Source organism: Parabacteroides sp. (assembly GCF_977054455.1).
In genome coordinates, this window is the sequence record NZ_CDRTCT010000004.1 from 128,063 (window position 1) to 153,091 (window position 25,029).

The following is a 25,029-nucleotide window of genomic DNA, read 5'->3' on the forward strand; positions in this document are numbered from 1 at the left end:
GATTTATGAAATATACTGCAATAAATATAGGACCGATAATTGGAACTATCACTATGGCTCGCAAGCCACGTGAATTATGGTCAGCCAGTTATTTATTTTCATTTTTGATGGAATGTATAATTAAGGAATTGAAGGCTGAAAATAAGATGATTCTTTCACCCGCTTCACTGAATGAGATCCAGAAAGTAGGGTTGTATCCAGACCGTGTTTTTGTAGAGGACATAAAGGATGACGAATTGGAGAAAATATTAAGTCATGCTCTGGAAGAGTTTACTCAGGTGACCGGAATTGGTCGTGACTATGTCAACATCATGTATGTTTCTGTAGAATCGGAAACAGGTGTAGATGTTATTAAGGATTTAAACCGCTATCTCGATTGTACAGAGCTTGTTAATCGCACTTTTGATGATAAAAGTCGCATGAATGTACTGGATTTGATTCAGGAAAAAGATAACTCGGCATTGTTCAAACGTGCCTTTGGTAATCCAAATTGGAATTTTCCTTTCTTGGCTGAGATTGCTACTGATAAACTTTCAAAAACAGGGGAGGAAGATAAAAAAATTCTCTGGATGAAATATCGGGATGAAGTGCGCGAGAAGGAGAATAACAGTGAGAATCCGGAGAAAATAGAGGATGAGTTTTATCAGAAGATAAAGGTCACTTTTGAGGAGGAGTATCGTTCTTACTACAAATATATCTGTGTGGTGCAGGCTGATGGCGATAATATGGGGAAGATTGTATCTGCTTTACCCAACGAGCGAGTGAAAACATTGTCCACTGCTTTGATGAAATATGGCTGTGAGGTCAGTAAAATGATAGAAGAGTATGGAGGAGTCCCTATTTATGCAGGTGGAGACGATTTGCTGTTTATCGCTCCGGTGGTTTCCGGTAAAGATGGTGTCGAAAACATCTTCCAACTTTTATCTAAAATCGATGAATGTTACCAGGCAGGAGTGGATGAGGGGATAGAAGAGAAAGATCGTCCTAAAGATGAAAAAGGGAATCTTATTTATACTACTCTTTCTTATGGTTTATCAATATCGTATTATAAATATCCGCTGTATGAAGCTTTACAATCGGCTTTGGATTTGCTTTTTGGCAAAGCAAAAAATGTAGTTGGCAAGAATGCGGTAGCTTGGCGTCTTCGTAAGCATAGCGGATCGGGCTTTACAGGGGTATTTACGAAAGATGATTCAGCGGGCAGTGTTTATCAATTGTTCAAATTACTCATGACGTTTACAGTGGATGATGGTTTAGTTTCAGCTATTTCCCATAAACTGCGTGCTAATAAGGATTTACTGAACATACTGCGTGAAGCAAATGATGAAAATCGTATCGCTGCATTTTATGATAAAGTAATGGAAGAAGGCGATAGTGGCTATATCGAATTGACCCGTAGGTTGCTGTGTGTGTTGATGAATGATTGTGCTGGTGGCGGCCAGGTGGAGACTGGGGATATATTATCTAAAATGTACGGAATGCTCCGTATTGCAAAATTTATAAATGGGGAAGGAGATAGCGATGAGTGAAACGAAAAACAAATATTTGGTGAAACTTATCCCGTTGGGGAAGTTCTTTTTTGGTGGAGATATGACATTCCAATCGGACAGTCTTGAAGGAAAAGATGTGACAAACTATGCCAGCTATATCATTCATTCATTTAAGATGCCTCAGCAGACATCCTTATTGGGGATGCTGCGTTTCCTTTTGTTATCAAATAATGACCAGTTGTTTGATAGTAAAGAAAATCATATAAAGAAGGGTGTGGTGAATGAGGTTATGGCTTGGATTGGAGGGAAGAGTTTTGAAGTAAAATCTGATCATATAGAAGCCGATTTTGGAAAGATTGACCGTTTGGGGCCTTGCTTTCTTTATAATCAAAAAGAGTGTAAAGCTTATTTTAAAGAAGGATATGATGCTGATTTGGATGTGGATTTAGGTGAAAGTATTTGTGCCAACATCAATCAGGTAAAAATGGAGATCCCTCAAATAAGGATGAAAAAAAATAAAAGTCTCTATTATTCCGGTAAAGAACAACTCGGCACATATTATATCACGCCTGATGGGACTGATAGAAAAAAAGAAGAGGACTTGTTCAAAAAAGATTCTCGCATCGGCATTGACAAAGATTATGAGGGAAAAGTAAAGAATGCTGCTTTTTATAAGCAGATTTCTTATCGGTTGGAGCATGATTTTTGTTTTGCATTCGAGGTTGAAGCAAAGGCTGATTTGACTGTTTATTCTGGGACGTTTGTCAAGCTCGGGGCTGATGATTCCAACTTTTTGTTTAAAGCAGAGTTGTCTGATGGTCAGTGCGGTTTTCTTCCTCACGAGGCGGATAGTTTACGTGTTGTGTTACTGTCAGACTCTTATCTGCCATTGTTTGTAGAGAAAGAGAAGAAAACGATGGAGTATGTCCGTTATGCGATTACTCGGGTTCGGCCTTTTCGTTTCTTGAACTCTTCAAATAGTGTGAATGCACGGGACTATAATGTAAAATATAAGTCGCTACGTAGTTCTGAACGTTATGATTTATACGAATCAGGTTCTGTTTTCTATTTTGAAGACCTGGAAAAGATGAGCAAATTCTGTGAAGTTTTGGATAGCTGCAAAGAATTTGTACAGATAGGATATAACAAGTATTGTAAAATCAAACAAAAATAAATTATATGAATAAGAATGCTGCTGTCTGGCTGATTATTCCCCAGACGAATTTACATGTAGGTAATGAGAGTGTTGTTAGCTTTAGCGTGATTGATAAAGCGATACAGCGTGATGTCACTACCCAATTGCCGTGCATTAATTCCAGTTCGTTGAAAGGGGCTGTAAAAGAGTTTTTGACAGAAGAACTTCGTTTTGATGAGAACAAAATAGTGAGTTTGTTTGGATCTGTCAAGAAGAAGGGAAATACTTCTGATACCCAGAAAGGCGCTGCTATCTTTTTTGATGCAAATCTGCTCTTTCTACCGCAGCAGTGTACTGATGGAAATGAAGTTTATCAGTTGACTTACAGTGATGGAGTCATTGATGATTTTTTAGAAAAAGCGAAGAATTTGGGAATTGTGTATAAAAAGGAAAATATTACAAATAAGCTCACTAATGTGGCTCAAGGGTCAATATCAAAAGATGCATTTGCACATATTTGTAAAGACGAATCGTTGCCTATTATCGCTCGTAACTGTCTGGATAATGGTGAAAGCGTAAATTTGTGGTATGAACAGGTGCTTCCATCCAAGTCTGTATTGGCTGTTATTATTGCTACTCCAAATCAGGATGACTTGGATGTGCTGGATGGAAAGATCGTTCAGATTGGAGCTAATGCAACGATTGGTTATGGCTATTGTAAGTTTGTTAAATTGTAAGAACATATTACTATGGATAAAGAGACAAATAAGATATTGATGGAATTGGCCGAACGGATTCTTCGGGAATGGGAAGAATGCCCATTGTTTAAGGATCGTTCTTCAAAAACGATATATGAAAGTTATAATGGTCAAATATCAGCATTGGGAGTTTCTATTCTTATGATAGGTTTGAAACCAACCATTGCAGTGTATTATCAGGATGAGCCGAAAAGGGGAGAAGCACATCGGAGATGTTTATTGGCGGTGATTGCTAAAATGATGGGATACACAGATTTGGAGTTGTTTGTCAGGGAGATTTTGACAGCAGTGGAAGAAAGAAATAAAACGGAAATAATCAATTGTTCCGTTGCTCTGAAACAGGTGATAAGAACATATAAGTTGGATTGATATGAAAAAAAATATAAGCAAGCTCTTTTATAAGGATTATTATAATGGGGTCAATTTCAATTATGTGCTAAATGGAGGAGAACCGAGCGGAGGGAGTAAAGAGGCCATACGGATCATAAATAGTGCAATTAAAAATGCTGAATGGGTGGCAGTCGATGAGTTGAAAGAGTTGTGTACACATCGTTTGCATGCAGAAATTGCTTATCCGGGATTAGTAACCGGGATCGGACTGGTGCACGGTTCAAAAAAGTTGGAAGGAGCATTCAATTTGGGGATGCACTTCGACTATACAACCGGTATGCCTGTAGTTTACGGCTCATCAGTAAAAGGGGTATTGAAAAGTTATTTTGAAGATTTCTGTGCCGAAGCAGGAATGCAAGAGGAAGAATGGAAAGCATTGAAGAAAGAAATTTTTGATGGGAAAAGAAGTGATAATACAAACATTCCTGTTTATGAACGAGATGTGTTTTTTGATGCGGTAGTCGTAGGCTTGAATAAGAAAGGCCATTTTCTTGAAGATGATGTTATTACTCCTCATACAGGAGGACCTTTGAAAAATCCTATTCCTATAGCTATGTTGAAAATCGCTTCCGGATGTATGATAGAGTTCAGGTTCAGATTCCATGATTCAAAGTGTATGGTTAATGGTAATACGTATGGTGCTGGTGATAAATTGAGTCTTTTCAAAAAGATTTTGGAAACTGTAGGTGTCGGTGCCAAAACGAATGTCGGGTACGGGCAATTTTTGAGCGTTTTAGTGAAATAGTATACAAACAGTTCGCCATTATGAAACCAGATCGCATCATCCTCATCCGTCATGGTGAATGCCATGCCAATACTGATGAAAGTAAATTCGCTACAGAGCCGGATTATACTATTGAACTGACTGAAAATGGAATTCGGCAAGCGTTGGAAGCTGGAGAAAAGTTGAAAGAGTTGGTGAAGGACGAATCGATGTATTTTTATGTTTCTCCTTTTTGGAGGACGCGTTCGACTTTTGAAAATATAGCGCGTAGTTTCCCGCGACAACAATTCAGATATAATGAAGAACCGCGGTTGCGTGAACAGGAATGGGGGTATTTACGTACTTATGGAGAGTTACAACAATTGAAACGGGAGCGAAAAGAATATGGCATATTTTATTATCGCTTCCCCGGAGGAGAGGCCGGTACAGATGTGTACGATCGTATTAATGATCTGTTAGGCTCTCTCCATCGTGATTTTGCCAGTGATGATTACCCGAAGAATTGTGTGTTAGTGACTCATTCTCTTGCCATCCGTTTGTTTGTCATGCGCTGGTTCCATCTTACGGTAGAAGAATTTGAGCAAATGCTTTCTCCTAAAAATGGTGAATTGGTTATTTTGGAATTGAACAAACAAACGGATGACTATGAGTTAATAACTCCATTGAAATTGGATAAGACGGCGGTATTAAGAAGCAGGCCTATCCGATTGTAATGTTTTTATCCCGTTCCTTTCCAGCAATGCGTCGATTTTGGCATCTTTTCCCCGGAAACGCCTGTACAAGATATCCGGGTCTTCGGTGCCGCCTTTCGACAGGATGTTATCACGGAAAGAACGGGCTGTCTCACGGTTGAAGATTCCCGTCTCTTTGAAGACAGAGAAAGCATCGGCATCCAAGACTTCCGCCCATTTGTAGCCGTAATAACCGGCTGAATATCCGCCGGAGAAGATATGTCCGAAACTGCTGCTCATCAGGGTTCCGGTAACTTCCGGGACGATCACAGTCTGTCTCCAGGCCTCTTTCTCGAAAGCGATTACGTCTCCGTCGAATGGCTCTGTCCGGGTATGCCAGGCCATATCCAAGAAGCCGAAACTCAGTTGGCGGCAGCAGGCGTATCCTGCGTTGAAATTGGATGCGTCGATTAACTTTTGTACTAATTCTTGCGGGATTTTCTCTCCGGTTTGGTAGTGGATGGCGATCTGATCCAGGAACTCTTTCTCCGTCAGCCAGTTTTCCATCAGTTGGGAAGGAAGTTCCACAAAGTCGCGATAGACATTTGTACCGGAAAGGCTCGCGTATGATCCTTCGGCAAACATTCCGTGCAGGGCATGCCCGAATTCATGCAACAAAGTGTTGACCTCGTCGAAAGTCAATAAAGAAGGCTTCGTCTCGGTCGGGCGGGTGAAGTTCATCACGATAATGATTTGCGGCCGGCTGTCTTTTCCGTCTCGATCCCGGTATTGTTCCTTTATGCTGTTCATCCAGGCTCCCGACTGTTTCCCGTCGCGCGGATGGAAGTCCGTATATAATATGGAAAGGAATTTGCCGTCGGCATCGTAAACTTCGTATGCCTCTACTTCGGGATGGTAAACCGGTATCTCTTTATTCTCTTTAAAAGTGATGCCATATAATTGTGTAGCCAGACCGAACACGCCTTTCTTTACATGATTCAGTTCGAAATAGGGACGCGTCATTTCATCGTTTACGTTGAAACGGATGTCTTTCAGTTTTTCGGAATAATAACTCCAGTCCCAAGGCATGACAGTTATGTTTTCTTTTTCCGTTCCCGAAGCGAATCCTTGTACGGCCTCGTATTCACTCCGGGCGACCGGCTTGTAGGCATCCAATAGCTCGTTCAGCAGTTTATAGACGCGTACGGGAGTTTTGGCCATCGTATGTTTCAACTTGTAGTCGGCATAATTGGAATATCCCATCAGTTTTGCAATTTCCAGGCGGATATTGACGATTTTCCGTATGATCTCCTTATTGTCGTATTCATCGTCTTTGTTACCCACGCTCATATATTCCCGGTACATCTTTTCACGTAACTCGCGCAAAGCCGAGTAACGCATGAAGGGCACGTAGCTTGGGGCCGAGAGATTGAACAGCCATCCTGTTTTTCCTTTTTCTTTAGCCCTGAGCGCGGCCGCTTCGCGTATGCTTTCCGGTAGTCCTTCCAGTTCGCTCTCTTTTGTCAGTAACAGTTCGTAGCGGTTCTTGTCTTTCAATGCGTTCTGATCGAATGTGAGGGAAAGCAGGCTTAACTCGGAACTGAGTTTGCGGTATTTTTCTTTATCTTCGGGGCCGAGTGCGGCACCACGTATGGAAAAAGATTCGAATGTCTCTTCCAGCAGGCGTGCGTCTTCCGTCGGGAGGTGTAAATGCTCTTTCCGGTCGTAGACACTTTTTACCCGTGCGAATAGTTTTTCATTCAAATAGATATTGTTGGAACTTTCCGACAGTTTGGGTGATACCCGCTGCGAGATATCCATCATCTCGTCGTCCGCTTCCGCATTCAATACGTTGAAGAAGGCCGAACTGACTTTGTCCAGCAGCTTGCCGCTACGTTCGAGCGCTACGATTGTGTTTTCGAATGTAGGAAGTTCCGTATTGCCGGCAATGGCCCGGACTTCTTCGTCCAATTGCCGGATTCCTTCGTCGAAAGCCGGTTCGTAATGTCCTGTTTTGATCCGGTCGAACGGAGGAGTCCCGAACGGAGTCTGATAGATTCCGAAAAAGGGGTTTTCGCTATTTTGTTTCATGTCCTTTAGTGTTGATTTATTATATAACAAAGGTACGGAATAATCGGTAAATAAAAATACATTGATTTTGGGGCGATGCCAAACAACCGCAATTGGAAGTTTTTAACAGCTTGGCATGTGTTTGACAACACATATATGTACTCCTTCATAATTGTAACCGGTTATCAATCAAACTGTTTTTAAATCGTAAAAAAAGAAATTTCTAAATAAATATGAAAGCGAATTTGTTTTTTTATTTTTTAAGTGATACTTTTGGTCAGGATACAAAAGCAATTTATTTGTTATCACGTTAAAGCATAAACTTAAAACCAAATATAAAAATATGAGTTATCTTAAATTTGACAAGACTCTTATGACGAACCTGGAAGAAGCGCTACCAAGAGAAATTCTTCGTACAAATCGTTCGGGAGCCTATCATTGTACAACTATCGTTGATTGCAACACAAGAAAATATCACGGATTACTTGTGATTCCGGTTCCGGGACTGGATGATGAGAATCATGTATTGTTGTCGTCATTGGATGAAACCGTCATACAACATGGAGCCGAATTTAATTTGGGGCTTCATAAGTATCAAGGGGATAATTACAGTCCGAGAGGTCATAAGTACATTCGTGAGTTCGAGTGCGAGAAAGTTCCTACGACGATTTATCGTGTAGGCGGTGTTGTTCTGAAAAAAGAGAAGTTGTTTGTCCATCATGAGAACCGAATCCTGATTCGTTATACGTTGTTGGATGCTCACTCGGCGACAACATTGCGTTTGCGTCCGTTTTTGGCGTTTCGCAGTGTCCGCGAATATACGCACGAGAACGCTCAGGCCAGTCGCGAATATCAGGTTGTGACGAATGGTATCAAAACTTGCATGTATCCGGGCTATCCCGAATTGTATATGCAATTGAACAAAAAGAATGAGTTCCATTACCAGCCGGACTGGTATCGGGGGATCGAATATCCGAAAGAGCAGGAAAGAGGCTATGATTTTAACGAGGATCTGTATGTTCCCGGATATTTTGAAGTCGAGATAAAGAAAGGTGAAAGCATCGTCTTTTCCGGCGGGGTTTCCGAAATCGGAACTCGTTCGTTGAAAAAGACATTCGAAGATGAGGTTGAAGAACGTACGCCTCGCGATACTTTTCAACATTGTCTGATCAACGCTGCACACCAGTTTCTGAATAAGCAGGAAAACGAATCTTATATTTTGGCCGGTTATCCGTGGTTCAAATGTAGGGCGCGTGATTTGTTTATTTCCTTGCCGGGGCTGACCTTGGCCATCGATGAGGTTCCCAAGTTTGAAATGGTAATGGAAACCGCCCGTAAGGCGATTTATGATTTTATCCATAATGAACCGAGCCGGATCAAAATTTATGAAATGGAGCATCCCGATATCTTGCTTTGGGCCGTTTGGTGTATTCAACAATATGCTAAGATGGTTTCACGTGAGGCATGTCGCGAAAAATATGGTTTATTGTTGGAAGATATCATGACGTTCCTCTGCCAGGATAAACATCCGAATCTGGTTTTGCATGAAAACGGATTGCTTTATACGTATGGCATGAATAAGGCTGTTACATGGATGAACTCGACGGTTAACGGACATCCCGTTATTCCACGTACAGGATATATTGTTGAGATCAATACATTGTGGTATAATGCTTTGCGGTTTGTCGGAGAATTGTCGGGCGAGGCGGGCAATAGTGCCTTGGCTGAATCATTGGGTGCCTTGGCCGAAAAAAGCGGGAAGTCGTTTGTCAATGTCTTCTTGAATGAATATGGCTATTTGCTCGATTACGTCGATGGTAACATGATGGAGTGGAGCGTACGTCCGAATATGATATTTGCTGTGGCATTTGATTATTCGCCTTTAAATTCCAGCCAGAAAAAAGGTGTGCTCGATATTGTGACGAAAGAGTTGCTTACTCCTAAGGGACTCCGTTCTTTGAGTCCGAAAAGCGGTGGCTATAATCCTAATTATGTAGGTCCTCAGATCCAGCGTGATTATGCTTATCATCAGGGAACGGTCTGGCCTTGGCTGGCAGGTTTCTATTTTGAGGCGTATCTTCGTATCTATAAGATGAGCGGCATAGGGTTTATCGAACGTTATCTGATCGGGTACGAAGATGAAATGTCGTCTCATTGTATTGGATCCATTCCTGAACTGTTTGATGGTAATCCTCCGTTCAGGGGGCGTGGAGCCGTTTCATTTGCAATGAATGTTGCAGAAATATTGAGAATATTGTACTTATTAAGCAAATATAACTATTAAAAGGAGGAGCCTGTATGAAAGTATTAATGTTTGGATGGGAATTTCCTCCCAAAATATACGGTGGTCTTGCGGTGGCATCCTATGGTATTACTAAAGGTTTGAGTCTGCAGAATGATGTGGAGACAACTTTTTGTTTGCCGAAGCCGACCGGTGAAGAAGAAGGTTTCCTGAATATTATAGGTATGAACCAAGTACCTGTCGTATGGAGGGATGTTAATTATGATTATTTGAAGTCCAGGCTTCCCAATTATATGACGCCGGAACAATATTATGCTTTCCGTGACCATATCTATGCCGATTTCTCTTATCTGAATGTAAATGATTTGGGCTGTATGGAGTTTGCCGGAGGGTATCCTGCTAACCTGCATGACGAAATCAATAATTTTTCGATTATTGCGGGAGTTATTGCTCGTCAGCAGCAGTTCGATATTATTCATGCCCACGATTGGCTGACATATCCGGCCGGCGTGCATGCAAAGATGGTGAGTGGAAAGCCTCTTTGTATCCATGTCCATGCAACCGATTTCGACCGTTCACGCGGAAAGGTCAACCCGACCGTGTATGCAATGGAAAAGAACGGTATGGATTATGCGGATTGTATTATGTGCGTATCTGAATTGACGCGGCAGACGGTTATCCGGGAGTATCATCAGGACCCGCGGAAATGTTTTGCCATGCATAATGCGGTTTATCCGTTGTCGCAAGAACTTTTGGACATTCCTCGTCCGGAGCATAAAAAGGAGAAGGTCGTGACTTTCCTGGGACGTATCACGATGCAAAAAGGACCGGAATATTTTGTCGAGGCAGCGGCGCTTGTTTTGAAACGTACGCGTAATATCCGGTTCGTTATGGCAGGTTCGGGCGATATGCTGGATGCCATGATCAATCTGGCTGCCGAGCGTGGAATTGCCGATCGTTTCCATTTCCCCGGATTTCAACGTGGAAGGCAGGTATATGAAGCCTATAAGAACAGTGACGTCTTTGTGATGCCTTCTGTTTCCGAACCGTTCGGGATTGCCCCGTTGGAAGCCATGCAGTGCGGAACGCCTTCCATTATTTCCAAACAGTCCGGTTGCGGAGAAATTCTCGACAAGGTGATTAAGACGGATTATTGGGATATTTATGCAATGGCAGACGCTATCTATTCGATCTGTACGAATCCGTCTTTGTTCGAATATCTTCAGGTGGAAGGGAAGAAAGAGGTCGATGGCATCACATGGGAAAAAGTCGGCTTGCGGATTCGCGCTCTTTATGAGAATGTCTTAAAGAATTACGGTAAATAATAAAACACAATTAGATATGAAAACAATCTGTCTTTATTTTGAAATACATCAAATTATACATTTGAAACGCTATCGTTGCTTCGATATCGGTACGGATCATTACTATTATGATGATTATGAAAATGAACGCAGTATCACGGAGATTGCGGAGCGTTCTTATATTCCGGCATTGACTGCTTTGCTTGAAATGGCAAAGAGCAATGGGGGAGCTTTTAAAGTCGCTTTTTCTATTTCGGGCGTGGCTTTGGAACAGCTGGAGATTTATTCTCCTGCCGTGATTGACTTGTTGCATCAATTGAATGACACAGGCTGTTGTGAATTTTTGTGCGAACCTTATTCTCATGGGCTTTCCTCTTTGGCTAATGAAGAATGTTTCCGTGAAGAGGTTGCCAGGATGAGTGCAAAGATCAAGCAGGTTTTTGGGAAAGCTCCCAAGGTTTTCCGTAATTCCAGTCTGATTTATTCAAATGAGATCGGATCGGTTGTTGCAAGTATGGGATTTAAAGGGATTTTGACCGAAGGCGCCAAGCATGTGTTGGGATGGAAGAGTCCGCATTATGTGTATCATTGTGCCTATAATCCTAATTTGAAGATTTTGCTCCGTGATTTCAAATTGTCGGACGACATTAGCCTGCGTTTCTCAAATTCGGATTGGAGTGAGTATCCGTTATTTGCTGATAAATATATCGGTTGGATTGCGGGCTTGCCGGAAGAAGAACAGGTTATCAATATTTTTATGGAGCTTTCCGCTTTGGGCATTGCGCAACCGTTGTCTTCGAATATCCTGCAATTTATCAAGGCTTTGCCGGCTTGTGCGAAAGAAAAAGGTATATCATTCTCGACTCCGTCTGAAATCGTGACAAAGTTCAAGTCGGTCGATCAGGTCGATGTCCCTTATCCGATGTCATGGGTAGATGAGGAAAGAGATACAAGTTGTTGGCTGGGTAACGTGATGCAGCGCGAAGCGTTTAATAAATTGTATAGTGTGGCCGGCCGCGTTCATTTGTGTGATGATCGCCGTATCAAGCAGGACTGGGATTATTTGCAGGCAAGCAATAACTTCCGTTTTATGACGACCAAGAAAACCGGGATCTGGCTCAATCGTGGCATTTATGATTCTCCGTATGATGCATTTACCAATTATATGAATATATTAGGTGATTTTATCAGCCGTGTAGATGCCTTGTATCCTGTCGAGATAGAGAACGAAGAATTGAATTCTCTTCTTACGACGATTAAGAACCAGGGGGAAGAGATTGAACAGTTACAGAAAGAACTTGACAAGTATAAGAAAAAAGCAGCGAAGAAAGCGGCTGCCGAATAGAGAGGTAAAGTGATAAATGAAAACCGGGGCTCCCCAAAAGGAAGTCCCGGTTTTTTGTATCAGAGAATATAATAATCAGTCTGTTTATTTATATTCGATTGTTACGATACGCATTTCCATCGCGTCTTTGTCGATGCGCAATTTCACGCCGGAAGGTTTCAAATAGTTCTCGATGGCGACCGTATAATCGCTTGTCTGTCCGTAGTAGTTGGTTGTCGTTCCTATTCTGCGTTGTACGGGAATGACGTTGATAACCAGATCTTCATCCGGAGAGTTCTCTATGTGGGTTTTAAGCAGCTTGGCTATGTTTCCGAACGAGTAGGTTCGGGTAGAAGCCACATATTCTCCTCGGAAGGAAGTGATGTTGTTTTCCACACTATTGTTTTTAAAGAACGTATCCATTGAATCTTTCGGAAGTATCAGAACGTTGTCCGGAGCTTCGAATGCAAATTTCCAGTCTTCTTGCGGAAGGGCTTTTAAAGAAAGATCCATGTTGCTGACAATACGTCCTTTGATGATCGGGGCAATGTCTTGTGCCGGAATTGTCAACTGAGTGTATACGCCTGCCGGACTTTTCAGATAAGCGATGCTGTCATTGGGTTCCAGCAGATGGCTGATGTCTGTATTCTTGAATCTGTTCAACTGGATGACTTCGGATGTCGCACTGAAAGTCTCCAGAGTCTGTACGATTGAATCCTGATCGGCGGAACCTTTTACCGTGTACTTATAGTAAATGTTCATTCGGGTGCCTTCGATATTCAGGATGTTTCCTGTACCGTATGTATTTGTGACATAAATTCCGGGAAAGAACTGATTGAACGTATTCTGGTCGTTAAAAACTTCCGGAGTTTCGATTGTCGCGTCATAGAAACGTTGCCCTAATTCTTTAGGCATACGAATTGTGATATTAGGATCGTATGAATATACAGTTCGGCCATTGCTTGTTGTTGTCGCATTCCAGAGAGAATCCGAAACACTTAAATTACGTGCCGTATACGTCTGCATGCCTAATGATTTCTGCATATTGCAGTATTGTTCCGGATCGATGTTCGTATAAAAATCCCTCGTTAGCGGAGTCGTTATTTCGTATAGTTGTACACGCATCGGAGTTAACGAATCACCTGTCCAGCTTCGGCTGTAATATATTTTAAATTCGACCGAATCTATTACGCCGTTGTAGGGCGTATTTCTGAACCGGTAATTATCCGGGCAGTAGAACTGGCACATAAAATCTGACTTCAGGTTTCCATATAAAGGATCGTATATTTCCCCTAATGAACCGTAAATTGTCCGGGCATAGACGGAATCTGTCTGTACTGTTTTTGCTTTCATGTAGAATGTGTCCGCATATACCAACGGCCTGTCATTCTCCGGTTGAATACCTGTTCCTACCTGCGTCAAATCATCATTACACCCGCTCAGAATCGAGATTCCGAGACTCAGGCCAAGTATAAAAAGCTTGATTTTCATTTCTCTAAATTTATTTTGTGCCTAATACGACATCGTAGAATTCGTTGAATTTATCCATATAAACGTCCGGCGACTGGTAAGGCAGGAACGGAGTGTGCTTTTTAGTGGCAATATAATCCAGCACATCCTGATTGATTGTTTCGCTGCCCTGTATCACACCGTCTGCGAAATCGATGGCGAGTTTGGTCAGTCCGATGAAACTTGTATCGGCTTTGAGACCTTTCAAGTCGCTGTCCTTGGCTCCGTCCATCTTTAACTTACTTGCAAATTCTTTCCTGAACGGTGTTTTGAAGTCATCGTCATAAATAGAGTAAACGATCTTTGCATCTTTGAGGCAAGGATCGTCGGCATACATACGTTTGATGTACAGGGCGGTCAGCGCTGACATCCATCCATGACAGTGAATGACGTCCGGTATCCAACGGAGCTTTTTCACTGTTTCCAATACACCACGAACGTAGAAGATCGAACGGTCGTCGTTATCCTCGTATTCGTTTCCATCATCATCGCTGATAGTATGCTTTCTTTGGAAGAAATCTTCATTGTCAATGAAGTACACCTGCATGCGGGCTGCCTGAATGGATGCTACCTTAATGATCAGCGGGTGATCGGTATCATCAATGATGAGATTCATACCCGAAAGCCGGATTACTTCGTGCAATTGATTACGGCGCTCGTTAATGCTACCGAACTTGGGCATGAAAGTCCTAATTTCACGACCGCGCTCCTGTATGCCTTGCGGCAGGTTTCTGCATATCGTTGCAATCTCTGATTCGGGAAGGTAGGGTGTTATTTCTTGAGCTATAAACAAGATTTTTTTTGCATCCATTCTGTAAACTAGTTTTATAAAGACGCTACAAAGATACAAAATTTCTTTCATTTACCGCAATTATTTATTTGCTTTGCACCGTCAATAAGCATCTAAAGGATGAAAATAGTAAACAGTATTAAGGAATTGAAGAGTTATCTCGCTGAAGAAAAGCGTAATAACAAACAGATTGGCTTTGTTCCCACGATGGGCGCATTGCACAATGGGCACTTGAGCCTGGTTAAGCGTTGTGTGGAAGAAAACGACGTGTGTGTAGTCAGTGTTTTTGTCAACCCGACCCAGTTTAACGACAAGCACGACCTTGAAACGTATCCTCGTACGTTGGATAAAGATTGCGCTTTGTTGGAGCCGGCCGGTTGTGATTATGTATTCGCTCCGTCGGCAGAAGAAATGTATCCGGAGCCTGATACCCGCACATTCGATTTCGGCACTGTTTCGGCGGTAATGGAGGGGGCACGCCGTCCCGGACATTTCAACGGGGTCGCTCAGATCGTGAGTAAGCTTTTTTATGTGGTCGAACCGGATAACGCCTATTTCGGTGAAAAAGATTTCCAGCAGATAGCTGTGATCCGGGCTATGGTTGAACAGCTAAACATACCGGTGAAGATCAATGCCTGCCCGATTTTGCGCGAGGCGGACGGTCTGGCATTGAGCAGCCGTAATGTGCGTCTGACGCCCGAGCAACGTCAAAAAGCTCCGTTAATAGCTCGTACGTTAAAAGAAAGTACTAACTTTGCGCCCGGAAAAAGTGTGCAGGAGGTGATTGACTATGTAATCAATACGATAAACGCCGATCCTGTCATGCGTGTGGAATACTATGAGATCGTGGATGGAAATACGATGGAATCCATCAAGAACTGGTCCGATACGACTTATCCGGTTGGATGTATTACCGTCTATTGCGGAGAGGTTCGTCTGATAGATAATATCAAGTATAAGTAAAGGATAGATGATTTGTTTTGTTCCATAGGCATGAAACATAATTTCCATAGGCATGAAACATAAGTTTCTTAGGCATGAAACTATGGTTTCATTATATTGAAACAAAAGAAATTTAAATATCTAATTCATATCGTATGCTAATAGAAGTAGTTAAATCAAAGATTCACCGGGTGACGGTAACGGAGGCCAACCTGAATTATATCGGGAGCATCACTGTCGACGAGGATTTGCTGGACGCCGCCAATCTGATTGCCAACGAAAAGGTCGCTATTGTGAATAATAATAACGGCGAACGTTTTGAGACGTATATCATTAAAGGCGAACGTGGATCGGGAGTGGTTTGCCTGAACGGGGCGGCTGCCCGCAAGGCGCAACCTGGCGATATCATCATTATTATGTCGTATGCCTTGATGGATTTTGAGGAAGCGAAAACATTTAAGCCGTCGGTCGTGTTTCCTGATACGGCAACCAATAAACTGATATGAAGCATCGGTAGCTGAAATAAATGCAATAGCATATAAAGAAGAAGCTCGCCTGATGTGGCGGGCTTTTTTTATGAGTATGGATTTCCTTCGTAAATAATAGTATATGTACACAAACAAGCAAATTTGGAATGTCAGTTATCCTATTTTTCTGAGCCTTCTGGCACAGAATGTCATTAATGTGACGGACACCGCGTTTTTGGGCCGGGTCGGCGAGGTTGAGCTGGGAGCTTCGGCAATGGGCGGCTTGTATTACATCTGTGCCTTTACGATCGCTTTCGGTTTTAGCACCGGATCGCAGATCATCATGGCCCGCCGTAACGGGGAGCGGAATTATAAGGAGGTCGGGCCGGTGATGATACAGGGCGTCTTCTTCCTGCTTATGCTGGCTGCCGTCATGTTCACTTTCTCCCGCTTGTTTGCCGGAGACATTATGCGGGTGCTGATTTCTTCCGATACGATCCTGAACGCCACGGAGGAGTTCCTGGACTGGCGTGTGTTCGGATTCTTTTTCTCTTTCGTGAATGTGATGTTCCGTGCTCTGTTTATCGGCATTACGCGGACGAAGGTGCTGACGCTGAATGCGATTGTGATGGCATTGACGAATGTGTTGCTGGACTACCTGCTGATCTTCGGCAATTGCGGTTTTCCGGAATTGGGAATAAAAGGGGCGGCTATCGCTTCGGTGATGGCGGAGGCGGTGTCTATCGTGTTTTATATGCTTTATACCCGGATGACGGTAGATATCAAGAAGTACGCGCTGAACCAGTTCCGGTCGTTCGACGTCAAACTGTTGAGGCGCGTGTTGGGCATCTCTATATTTACGATGTTGCAATATTTTATTTCGCTCAGCACTTACTTTATGTTGTTTGTCGCCGTGGAGCATTTAGGGCAGCGGGAACTGGCGGTTGCGAATATCGTCCGGAGCGTTTACATCGTTCTATTGATTCCCGTCAACTCTTTATCGACGGCAACGAACACGTTTGTCAGCAACAGCATCGGGGCGGGGCATAAGGACCAGGTCATTCCGATCATCCGTCATATCACGTGGATATCGTTGGGGATCATGGCTGTTTTTGTGTCTGTCACTTGTCTGATTCCTTCTGCGATATTGTCGGTTTATACCAATGACGTGACTTTGATACAAGCCTCGATCCCTTCCCTTTATGTGATTTCGGGCGCCCTGCTGATCGGAGCGGTTGCCAATATCGTGTTCAACGGGGTGACGGGCACGGGAAATACCCGTTCGGCTTTTGTGATGGAGTTGGTCACCCTCGTTTTCTATACCTTATTTATATATGTGGTCGGTATGCGCCTGCACATGCCGGTTGCGATCTGTTTCATGACCGAGGTGGTGTATTACACCGGTTTATTGGTCGCAAGTGTTATCTATTTGAGGAAAGCGTCTTGGCAGAACAAGAAAATCTGACTTTGTTTTGGCGGGATAGTAGTTTGTTTTGACCTGATAGGCTTGCGGAATGACCGGATAGTCCTGTTCGTGGTTGTTGCTGTTTTTGCGTAATGCCTTGAATTTGTTTTTTTGTATATACAAAAAAGGCGAATTATGAGGTGTACTAATTGCGGTTGGGAGAATTCCGGCGACAGGTCAAATTGTGAAAAGTGTAATTCTCCGTTATCAAATTATGCCATGCGTGAACATGCTGTAACGGATGTTTATGCTCGGCGTACAGTGAATGAAAATATAGGGGTAAATGTCGGTAGGCCTACAGTCTGCGAGCAAGGGGAAAGCGAAAATTGTCCGCAATGCGGTTATCCTCTTTTGCCGGATATGTCGGAATGCCCGAATTGTAGTTATTCCCGCCGGTCTCCGGCAGGAGCAGCATCTGATCCTTTGATTTGTCCCAAGTGTAATCATGAAAATCGAAAAGATGCATTCTATTGTTCGCATTGCGGGTATGAGCTACAGAAGAAAGAACCGGTAAGGCCACCCCGTTCCGGTTACGGGAGGAAAACGATCACGCCGTGGGAAATGCAGGCCCCGGCGTGCACATGCCGTCTTTCCATGATACCTAACGCGAATGAGGAAGTTGTTTCCTCTCCGCTTGTATTCTCCGGTGAAGAAATCATCCTTAACCGTGAAAATACGGATGAAGGCAATATGACGATAACTTCCAAAGAACAGGCTATCCTGACCTATGAGAATAAGAAATGGTATCTTCAGGACAGGAGCGAACAAAAAACAACATTCGTATATACAACCGAAAAAATAGAGCTGAAGCCCGGAGACATTATCGTGTTGGGCAATAGGAGATTTGAGTTTGACGAATAACCTCAAATGAATAGCCATGTCCGGAGTTGTCGTTAACAGATGTGATTTTACGGTTGGCCAATATATCGGCGGGATCTATCGGGTGGACCTTGTTCTGGGGGAAGGTTCTTTCGGAAAAGTGTTCAAGGTGACGGGACCCGGTTCGCAGGTGTATGCTTTGAAGCTGCTGAAACTATGGGAAATAGTCCCCGAACTTCGTAAACCTTTGATGGATCGCTTTGTCATGGAATTTGAAACCGGATTGATAAAAAGCCGGTTCCTGGTTCATTCCGTGGCTCATGGGCTGGAGTGCGGCAATCCTTTTATCGTCATGGACTATTGCCCGAAAGGGAATCTTACCCAGTACATGGACCGTTCCCCCGTCGACCTGGTCAAGATCGGGCGGGAGATCCTTTGCGGGTTAAACGATTTGCACAAAAGCGGGAAGGTGCATCGGGACCTGAAGCCGGAAAACGTATTGATCAAAGAGGATGGAACAGCCGTCTTAACCGATTTCGGGATCAGTGGCGACCGGAACAAGCGAATGACGGAACGGAATATATTGGGGCGTCCCCAACAAATTTTCGGCACCTATGCTTATATGCCTCCGGAGCAGGTCAACCGCTTGCGGGGAGACGCAACGGTGCTCCCGACAACCGATGTTTTTTCTTTCGGCGTGATGATGTACCAATTGCTGACCGGTAAACTGCCTTTCGGCGAACTGAACGATCATAACGATTTGGTCGTCTATCAGCGGAACGGGAAAAACGGCAACTGGGACAAGCGGTTACTGGAACAGATCGAAAATGGCGTGGTCTGGCAGAGGGTGATCGAAGGTTGCCTGGTCCCGGATTTCAAACAACGTTTGCAATCGGCTGCCGCCGTGCTTGAGCGGTTGCCTCGGGGACAATTCGTGTCACATATCCCGCTGCCGGTCGAACGGAAACCGGGAGCCGGGAAGAAAGGATTGTCCATGCGCGTCATGCAAGGATCGGAACATGGTAAGGTATACGATTTGAGCCGTTTGTTCAGGGATCGGAAAAGGCTGGTCACGATAGGAAGGGAGGAGTCGAATGTCGTATGCATCCCGGAGAACGAAAGTCCTTACATTTCGCGCCGGCATTGTACGATCGAAACGGACGGCAATACAGGACGCTGGTTTATCCGTGACGGGCAATGGATCGCCGAAAAGGGACGAACGGGCTATTGGAAAGAGTCGGTGAATGGAACCTATATAAACTCTACTCCGGTAACGTCGGAAGGAAGCGAACTTCACCCCGGAGATATCATAACGATCGGTGATGTCACCTTTCGGATTGAAGATTATTAATTCTAATTTATTAATGAAAAAAGTATAGACTTATGGTACAAAGACAAACAGAGCCATACAGACGGTCCTTTTCCGGATCGGTTGGCGCAGGAATGGGTGCACTGATGGGAGGTGCGCATAAGCAATATTACGTATTGGAGCATCGCATGTCTTCTAAATATCACCGTGCCGGTGAAACACAAAAGATCATTGTCGATCAGATAGAGATGGGGCGTGATCCGCGTTGCCAGGTTCGTTTCGACGATTCGTTTACCTCGGTGAGCCGTCGTCATGCGGCTATCGTCCGCGATGGAGCAGGCTGGAAACTGGTTCATTTGTCTAAAGTCAATACCACGCTTTTGAACGGCCGTCCGGTCACGGATGAATGGTATCTGCAGAACGGAGACGAGATACAGCTCTCTTCCAATGGACCCCGCATGGGATTTATCGTACCCCAGGGCGACAGAAGCATGATCAAGAATATAAACTTTACGGAACGGTTCAGCCTCTTCCGCCAACAGGCATTGAAACCTTATAAGCAGATGATGGTTTGGATGTCTGTCGTTTTCCTGCTGGTGATCGGAGGCTTTATCGGTTGGAGTATCCTGAACCAGCAGCAAAACCAGAAAGCGAATGAAATGTTGGCGGGAAGTATCGCGTCTGTAAGCGCTCGCCAGGATAGTGCCGGAGTGGAGGCGCAAAAACAACTCGCAGCCGTTTCCAACCAAGCCCAGACTGCCGCTCAGGCGGCGATACAGGCCAGCCAGGCCAGTCAAGCCAGCACTTCGCAGGGCATAAACCAGCTTCGTAGCGAATTGGTGGGCCTGAAAAGCGACTTGAAAACAGCCCGTGAAGAAAAAGCGGAAAACGAATCAGCCAAACAATCGGCTGTCGCCAGTGAACCGGTCGCTTCTCCCGCTTCTGCTTCCGTGGCTCCGGCTGCAAGCGGTATGACTTCATACGAGAGTTGTTTCCCCTACATCTATTATATCCAACTCGACAAGGTAGAACATACGAATAAAAAAGGCAAGACGGAAGTAATCGATATCATACATCGCTGGGCGGGAACCGGATTCCTGTTGAGTGACGGACGCTTTGTCACGTCCCGCCGCATCATTGAAAGATGGTATTTCCAGGTAAACGGCAACCTGATGGACGAAGACATGCGCCCGTTGAACAAGGCCGTCTGTAATCTGGAAAAGGTGGTGGCTTATTTTACAGCCTATTCTTCCACCGGTGATGCGTTGACTTTTACGAGCGACCAGTTCACTTGTGACCGCAGCGCCGATACCTATACGGTTCTCCGGGGGCCGTTAGGAGGCCTTGTCAAGGGAGCCCGTTTGCGTATAGCCCCGTCGAACGGCGGAAAAGACTGGGCTTATTTCCAGACAGCCAAGAAAGGCGGTTTGAAATTCGATCCTTCGAAATCGACCTCGCTGGGCCGGGGCATTCCTTTGACCATTTTAGGATTCCCGGCGGAAGTCGGCATCAACTCGGCTTCGGGACCGGTTTACGGCAGTGGCGTAACGGCTAACAGCGGATTGGATCGTGGCGATATCATGACAACGAATACGAGTTTTGAAATAGGCGGTTCGGGTGCACCTGTTTTCGCCGTTTCGGAAACCGGAGAGTATGAAGTGATCGGTCTGATTTCTTCTATGGCCGAAGGATTGCGGGGAGTGGTCGTGCCGATAGCAGCTGTCCGGTAATGAAAAATGAAAGAATATATGGGAGAAACGAATAATAATCCTTTTAAGTTCAAGCTCGGAGCACAAACGAATGTGGGATGTGTCCGTACGAATAACGAGGATAATTTTGTCGTGAGTGCGGATCTTGCCGCGGGGGAGTGGTTGCTTCCCCGCGATTGCCATACCCTTTTTACGTTAGGCGATAAAGGGGCGATGCTCGTCGTCGCAGACGGCATGGGAGGATTGGATGCCGGCGAAATAGCCTCCCGGATAGCCGTCGATACGATGAAAGAATTCTTTTCGGCAGATAAGATAACGGACGAGATCGTGAAAGACGATTCGACCATCCATAAATATATGCACGAGGCGGTGGTAGCGGCCGACAATGCCATAAAAAGAAGGAGCAAGGAGGAAAAAGGAGTCAAGTCGATGGGCACTACCCTTGTAGCGGCCTGGTTGTTCGACGGTTATGCCAACATCGTCTGGTGTGGCGATAGCCGGGGGTATCTGTTCAATCCCGTATCCGGGCTTACGCAGGTGACAAAAGACCATTCCTATGTGCAGGAATTGGTCGACAGCGGCCGTCTTCTTCCGGAATACGCCTTCGACCATCCCGACAGCAACATCATCACCCGTAGCCTGGGGAACCCCCAGAAAGCGGCGAATCCCGATTTTATCCGTTTGCCTTTGCTGGAGGGAGAGGTGCTTTTGCTTTGTTCGGACGGGCTCAATTCGATGCTTCGGGACGAGGAGATCGAGTCTGTCATGCAAGGAACTTCGGACGATATCGATGCGTGTGCGAAAGCGTTGATTCAGGGCGCATTGGACTTGGGAGGCCATGACAACGTCACGGTCGTCCTTTGTCAGGTGGTCCCGGAAGAGAACAAGGAGCCGATACCGGAAATGCAGCAAACCATCTCGACCTTTACGGAGAAAGACCGTAAAAGGCCGGTCCGGAAAGTCGCATACTGGACAACCGGCATCTTGTTCATCCTTCTTTTGGCGTGCCTGGCCTGGCTGTTTTGGGCAGAAAGGAACGGGCATCCCTGGAAAAACAAGATTATTCAATGGTATGAACAAACAGTAAAATAAACTATGCAGTTAGAAGAAAATATACTATTTGCAAACCGGTATAGATTGGAACGGCTCTTGGGACGGGGCGGCTTTTCAGAAGTGTGGTTGGCCGACGATACCCTGACCTCCCTGAAAGTCGCATTAAAAGTCTATGCTCCGGGAGGCGGTATGGATGAACACGGCGTACAACTCTTCTCGACCGAGTTCTCCCTTGTTTTCAATTTGAACCATAGCAATTTGCTTAAGCCGACTTATTACGACACGTTCGAGCGGATGCCTTATCTGGTTTTGCCTTATTGCCGGCAAGGTTCGGCAGCCAGGCTGATCGGACAGATGAGCGAAAGGGAGGCGTGGTCTTTTCTGCGGGACATTGCGAGCGGCCTGGAATATTTGCATGGACAGGAACCGCCGGTCATCCATCAGGACATTAAGCCGGACAATATCCTGATCGACACGTCGGGACGTTATCTGTTGACCGATTTCGGTATCAGCATAAAGGCGCGGAATACGTTGCGGAAGAGTATCATGAAGACGGAAGGCTCCGTCGGGACGTTGGCTTATATGGGACCTGAGCGGTTCAGCAAATATCCTTTGCCGATCAAAGCAAGCGATGTGTTTTCTCTGGGGGCGACGCTCTACGAGCTGCTTACGGGCATGGTTCCTTTCGGAGAACATGGCGGATTGTTGTTGCAGCATGGCGCCGAGATTCCGGTGCTGGAAGGGGAGTGGTCCGGCGAATTGAAGGCCATAATCGATTTGTGTCTGCGAAAGGACACATGGGAACGCCCTTCCGCAACGGAAATACGGGTTTATAGCGAGCAATACCTGAACGGTGAAGTCCCGGTTCTGCCCGGCAAGCAGGCTGAAAAGTCTTTTCCCCAAAAAGAAGAAAAAGCTCCGGAAACTCCTTTGGAAGTAGCCGTAGAGAAGGTAATCCCCGAAGGCGGGGAACCGATGCCGGAGGACCCCCAGGTGCCGGGAGAGAAGAAAAGGCCGGAAGAGACGAAGGAGACGGAAGATGCGGAAGAATCCGAATCTTCGGATGAGTTAGTTTGGGAGGCGAACCGTAATTATCGTGAAGAGCCGGAGATAGAAAAGATAGAAACACATGACCCTGAATCAGATAATATAGCAAACAAAGCTCTTCTGAATGGTTTGCTCCCCCGCATCCTGAAGTGGGGCCTCCCTGTGATCGCCCTTGCCGGAATCTTGTTTTTTGTTTTTCGTAGCTTGGAACAGAAACAAAAAGAAGAGGAGGCAGAGGCGAAAGCAATGGAAATCGAAGCCCGCTATAACGAATACCTCCAGTACGTCCATGCCGGTGACAGCCTGACCGACCTTGGCAATAAAAGCCAGGGAGGAGATTACGAGCTGTTCTACCTGGGGGCGATCGGGCGTTATGACGCTGCCTTGAGGCTGGAGGATGAATACCGGACCGAGTTTCCCGGTGTGGCAGGCGTTTCGGCCCGGAAAGACAGTGTGCAGAAGAAAATTGAAGAGATTTATGATTTATTCGTATCTATGGCGGCAGAGGCGGAACAAACCCAGGATTTCGATATGGCGGAAATCTTTTACCAACGGGCGTCCGGCGTTAAACCGGAATCGGCCATCCTGAAAGATTTCCGTGCCCGCAGGGAAGCCGTTCAGGACTCTATCGCCAGTCAAACTAATAATTGAAAAAGATGAAAACAACGATAAGCAAATTATATGTGAAAGGCATGTTCGGCCTTTTGTCCCTGTTCCTTTTTGCCGCATCCGCCTTTTCGCAGGATTGCAACGGGACGTACGAGAGCGGTTTGGCCCTGTTGAAGAAGCGGACGGAGGCATCCGTCAAAGAGGCAGCCCGCAAATTCGAATCGGCAAAGAGATGCTACAAGGTGAACCGCGACCAACAAGGCGTGCAGAATTGCGACGAACAGATCGCCGCCTGCAACCAGGTCTTGAACTATTTCACGCAACAGACCGCCAAAGCGACTGCCGAAGAGAGCTACGAGTTCCCCGCAACGGGAGGCGAACAAACCATCCCGGTGAAAACGAAACGAAGCTGGAGTTTCTCCGATGTCCATGACTGGTGTACGGCCGCTAAGGAGAAAGAAGGACTGAAAGTCGTCGTCAATCCGAATCGGACGACTGTGCGCCGCTCACAAACCATCACCTTGAAATGGGCGGGCAGGAAACAACTCGTCAAAATCGTGCAGGAAGGAGCGGAGGAGAAATTGACGCTGAGTGAATCCGATCTCTTTTTCCGGGCCGACGATACGGAGAAAGCGATCGAAATAACTTCGAACTGCGACTGGGCGATTGAAAGCAACGATGCCCCCTGGTGTTCTTGGCGTAAAGACAGCCTGCACCTGTACATCGAACCTTCCATCAACGAAGGGGCGACAAGGCGTACAGGGACGATCCGTATCAGTGCCGGTTCGCGTCATGCCGAAATCCATTTGATGCAAGAAATGGATAATTTCAAGATTTTCACTCCGAATGAAAACGATACGCTCGTCTTTATTCCGAAAGGCGGAACGGTGGACTTGCCTGTCGAATATACGGTCAGCCAAAATGAGACGCCCTGGGAAATCTACTCCTATCCGAACTGGTGTACGGCAACCCGTGAAGGAAACGCCTCTTTGTCCCTGAAATGCCTGTCCAATAAAATGAAAGAAGACCGTGACGGCACGATCTTCGTGAAAAAAGGGCGCAGGCTTATTCCGATAACGGTTATCCAACTGGCGAAAGGATCGAAATACACGACCTTCCAACCGATTCTCGGCAAAAAGAAAAACGTGAAGTCTCTCTACCAGCGGGCGGTTTTGTTCACTCCCAAAGAAGATTGACGTTTT

At 45.2% G+C, this 25,029-nt stretch carries 21 protein-coding genes; 18 read left to right on the plus strand and 3 right to left on the minus strand.

What is annotated here, in order from left to right; genetic code table 11:
• The first annotated feature begins 5 nt into the window (after nt 1-5).
• The 6 genes from cas10 to ACW6QF_RS03140 are packed head-to-tail and all read left to right on the plus strand — an operon-like array spanning nt 6 to nt 5,210.
• Nucleotides 6-1,529 carry a type III-B CRISPR-associated protein Cas10/Cmr2 gene (gene cas10 / locus ACW6QF_RS03115; protein ID WP_456086784.1) on the plus strand — a complete coding sequence of 508 codons (1,524 nt, stop codon included), beginning with the start codon at nt 6-8 and terminating at the stop codon, nt 1,527-1,529.
• Entirely contained in the window at nt 1,504-2,664 is a 1,161-nt protein-coding gene (locus tag ACW6QF_RS03120; RefSeq protein WP_456086785.1) for a type III-B CRISPR module-associated Cmr3 family protein, read from the plus strand. The genes cas10 and ACW6QF_RS03120 overlap by 26 nt, the downstream gene beginning before the upstream one ends.
• Nucleotides 2,665-2,669: 5 nt before the next feature.
• Nucleotides 2,670-3,362: an RAMP superfamily CRISPR-associated protein gene (locus ACW6QF_RS03125; protein WP_456086786.1), complete on the plus strand. Its 693-nt coding sequence runs from the start codon at nt 2,670-2,672 to the stop codon at nt 3,360-3,362.
• A 12-nt stretch (nt 3,363-3,374) separates the two neighbouring features.
• Nucleotides 3,375-3,752: a hypothetical protein gene (locus ACW6QF_RS03130; RefSeq protein ID WP_456086787.1), complete on the plus strand. Its 378-nt coding sequence runs from the start codon at nt 3,375-3,377 to the stop codon at nt 3,750-3,752.
• Between the two features lies 1 nt (nt 3,753).
• Nucleotides 3,754-4,518, plus strand: a complete 765-nt coding sequence (cmr6, locus tag ACW6QF_RS03135) for a type III-B CRISPR module RAMP protein Cmr6 (protein ID WP_456086788.1) — start codon at nt 3,754-3,756, stop codon at nt 4,516-4,518.
• 20 nt (nt 4,519-4,538) lie between these two features.
• Entirely contained in the window at nt 4,539-5,210 is a 672-nt protein-coding gene (locus tag ACW6QF_RS03140; RefSeq protein WP_456086789.1) for a histidine phosphatase family protein, read from the plus strand.
• On the opposite strand, the gene ACW6QF_RS03145 is transcribed toward ACW6QF_RS03140, so the two are convergent.
• Nucleotides 5,184-7,259 (minus strand): M3 family metallopeptidase, encoded by a 2,076-nt coding sequence (locus tag ACW6QF_RS03145; protein ID WP_456086790.1) that lies wholly within the window; start codon nt 7,257-7,259, stop codon nt 5,184-5,186. The two genes, ACW6QF_RS03140 and ACW6QF_RS03145, sit on opposite strands and share 27 nt — an antisense overlap.
• 322 nt (nt 7,260-7,581) lie before the next feature.
• Between ACW6QF_RS03145 and ACW6QF_RS03150 the strand changes: the two genes are divergently transcribed.
• From ACW6QF_RS03150 to ACW6QF_RS03160, 3 genes are read left to right on the plus strand one after another with little or no spacing between them, the layout of a single operon-like run.
• Complete coding sequence (locus ACW6QF_RS03150) at nt 7,582-9,522, plus strand: glycogen debranching enzyme N-terminal domain-containing protein (protein WP_456086791.1); 1,941 nt, start codon at nt 7,582-7,584, stop codon at nt 9,520-9,522.
• Nucleotides 9,523-9,536: 14 nt separating this feature from the next.
• Nucleotides 9,537-10,805 carry a glycosyltransferase gene (locus ACW6QF_RS03155; RefSeq protein WP_298551455.1) on the plus strand — a complete coding sequence of 423 codons (1,269 nt, stop codon included), beginning with the start codon at nt 9,537-9,539 and terminating at the stop codon, nt 10,803-10,805.
• A gap of 16 nt (nt 10,806-10,821) precedes the next feature.
• Nucleotides 10,822-12,129, plus strand: a complete 1,308-nt coding sequence (locus tag ACW6QF_RS03160) for a glycoside hydrolase family 57 protein (protein WP_456086792.1) — start codon at nt 10,822-10,824, stop codon at nt 12,127-12,129.
• An 84-nt stretch (nt 12,130-12,213) separates the two neighbouring features.
• Here ACW6QF_RS03160 and ACW6QF_RS03165 read toward each other — a convergent pair whose 3' ends face one another.
• Nucleotides 12,214-13,599, minus strand: a complete 1,386-nt coding sequence (locus ACW6QF_RS03165; protein ID WP_298551451.1) for a DUF4270 domain-containing protein — start codon at nt 13,597-13,599, stop codon at nt 12,214-12,216.
• A gap of 10 nt (nt 13,600-13,609) precedes the next feature.
• Complete coding sequence (locus tag ACW6QF_RS03170) at nt 13,610-14,428, minus strand: glycogen/starch synthase (RefSeq protein ID WP_456086793.1); 819 nt, start codon at nt 14,426-14,428, stop codon at nt 13,610-13,612.
• Between the two features lie 99 nt (nt 14,429-14,527).
• On the opposite strand from ACW6QF_RS03170, the gene panC reads away from it, so the two are divergent.
• From panC to ACW6QF_RS03215, 9 genes are all read left to right on the plus strand, one after another.
• On the plus strand, nt 14,528-15,370 hold the full coding sequence (gene panC, locus ACW6QF_RS03175) for a pantoate--beta-alanine ligase (protein ID WP_298551447.1): 843 nt from the start codon (nt 14,528-14,530) through the stop codon (nt 15,368-15,370).
• A 134-nt stretch (nt 15,371-15,504) separates the two neighbouring features.
• A complete protein-coding gene (panD, locus tag ACW6QF_RS03180; protein WP_298551446.1) occupies nt 15,505-15,855 on the plus strand; it encodes an aspartate 1-decarboxylase in 351 nt (116 codons plus the stop codon).
• Between the two features lie 103 nt (nt 15,856-15,958).
• Nucleotides 15,959-17,281, plus strand: a complete 1,323-nt coding sequence (locus tag ACW6QF_RS03185; RefSeq protein ID WP_298551444.1) for an MATE family efflux transporter — start codon at nt 15,959-15,961, stop codon at nt 17,279-17,281.
• 135 nt (nt 17,282-17,416) lie between these two features.
• Nucleotides 17,417-18,142 carry a zinc-ribbon domain-containing protein gene (locus ACW6QF_RS03190; protein WP_298551442.1) on the plus strand — a complete coding sequence of 242 codons (726 nt, stop codon included), beginning with the start codon at nt 17,417-17,419 and terminating at the stop codon, nt 18,140-18,142.
• Nucleotides 18,143-18,158: 16 nt separating this feature from the next.
• A complete protein-coding gene (locus ACW6QF_RS03195) occupies nt 18,159-19,451 on the plus strand; it encodes a protein kinase domain-containing protein (protein ID WP_456086794.1) in 1,293 nt (430 codons plus the stop codon).
• Between the two features lie 32 nt (nt 19,452-19,483).
• Nucleotides 19,484-21,139 (plus strand): FHA domain-containing protein, encoded by a 1,656-nt coding sequence (locus ACW6QF_RS03200; RefSeq protein ID WP_298551438.1) that lies wholly within the window; start codon nt 19,484-19,486, stop codon nt 21,137-21,139.
• An 18-nt stretch (nt 21,140-21,157) separates the two neighbouring features.
• Nucleotides 21,158-22,210, plus strand: a complete 1,053-nt coding sequence (locus tag ACW6QF_RS03205; RefSeq protein WP_298551436.1) for a PP2C family protein-serine/threonine phosphatase — start codon at nt 21,158-21,160, stop codon at nt 22,208-22,210.
• Between the two features lie 3 nt (nt 22,211-22,213).
• Nucleotides 22,214-23,869, plus strand: coding sequence for a serine/threonine protein kinase (locus ACW6QF_RS03210; RefSeq protein ID WP_456086795.1), 1,656 nt, complete (start codon nt 22,214-22,216; stop codon nt 23,867-23,869).
• A 5-nt stretch (nt 23,870-23,874) separates the two neighbouring features.
• Nucleotides 23,875-25,023 carry a BACON domain-containing protein gene (locus ACW6QF_RS03215; protein ID WP_456086796.1) on the plus strand — a complete coding sequence of 383 codons (1,149 nt, stop codon included), beginning with the start codon at nt 23,875-23,877 and terminating at the stop codon, nt 25,021-25,023.
• The last annotated feature ends 6 nt before the right edge of the window (nt 25,024-25,029 follow it).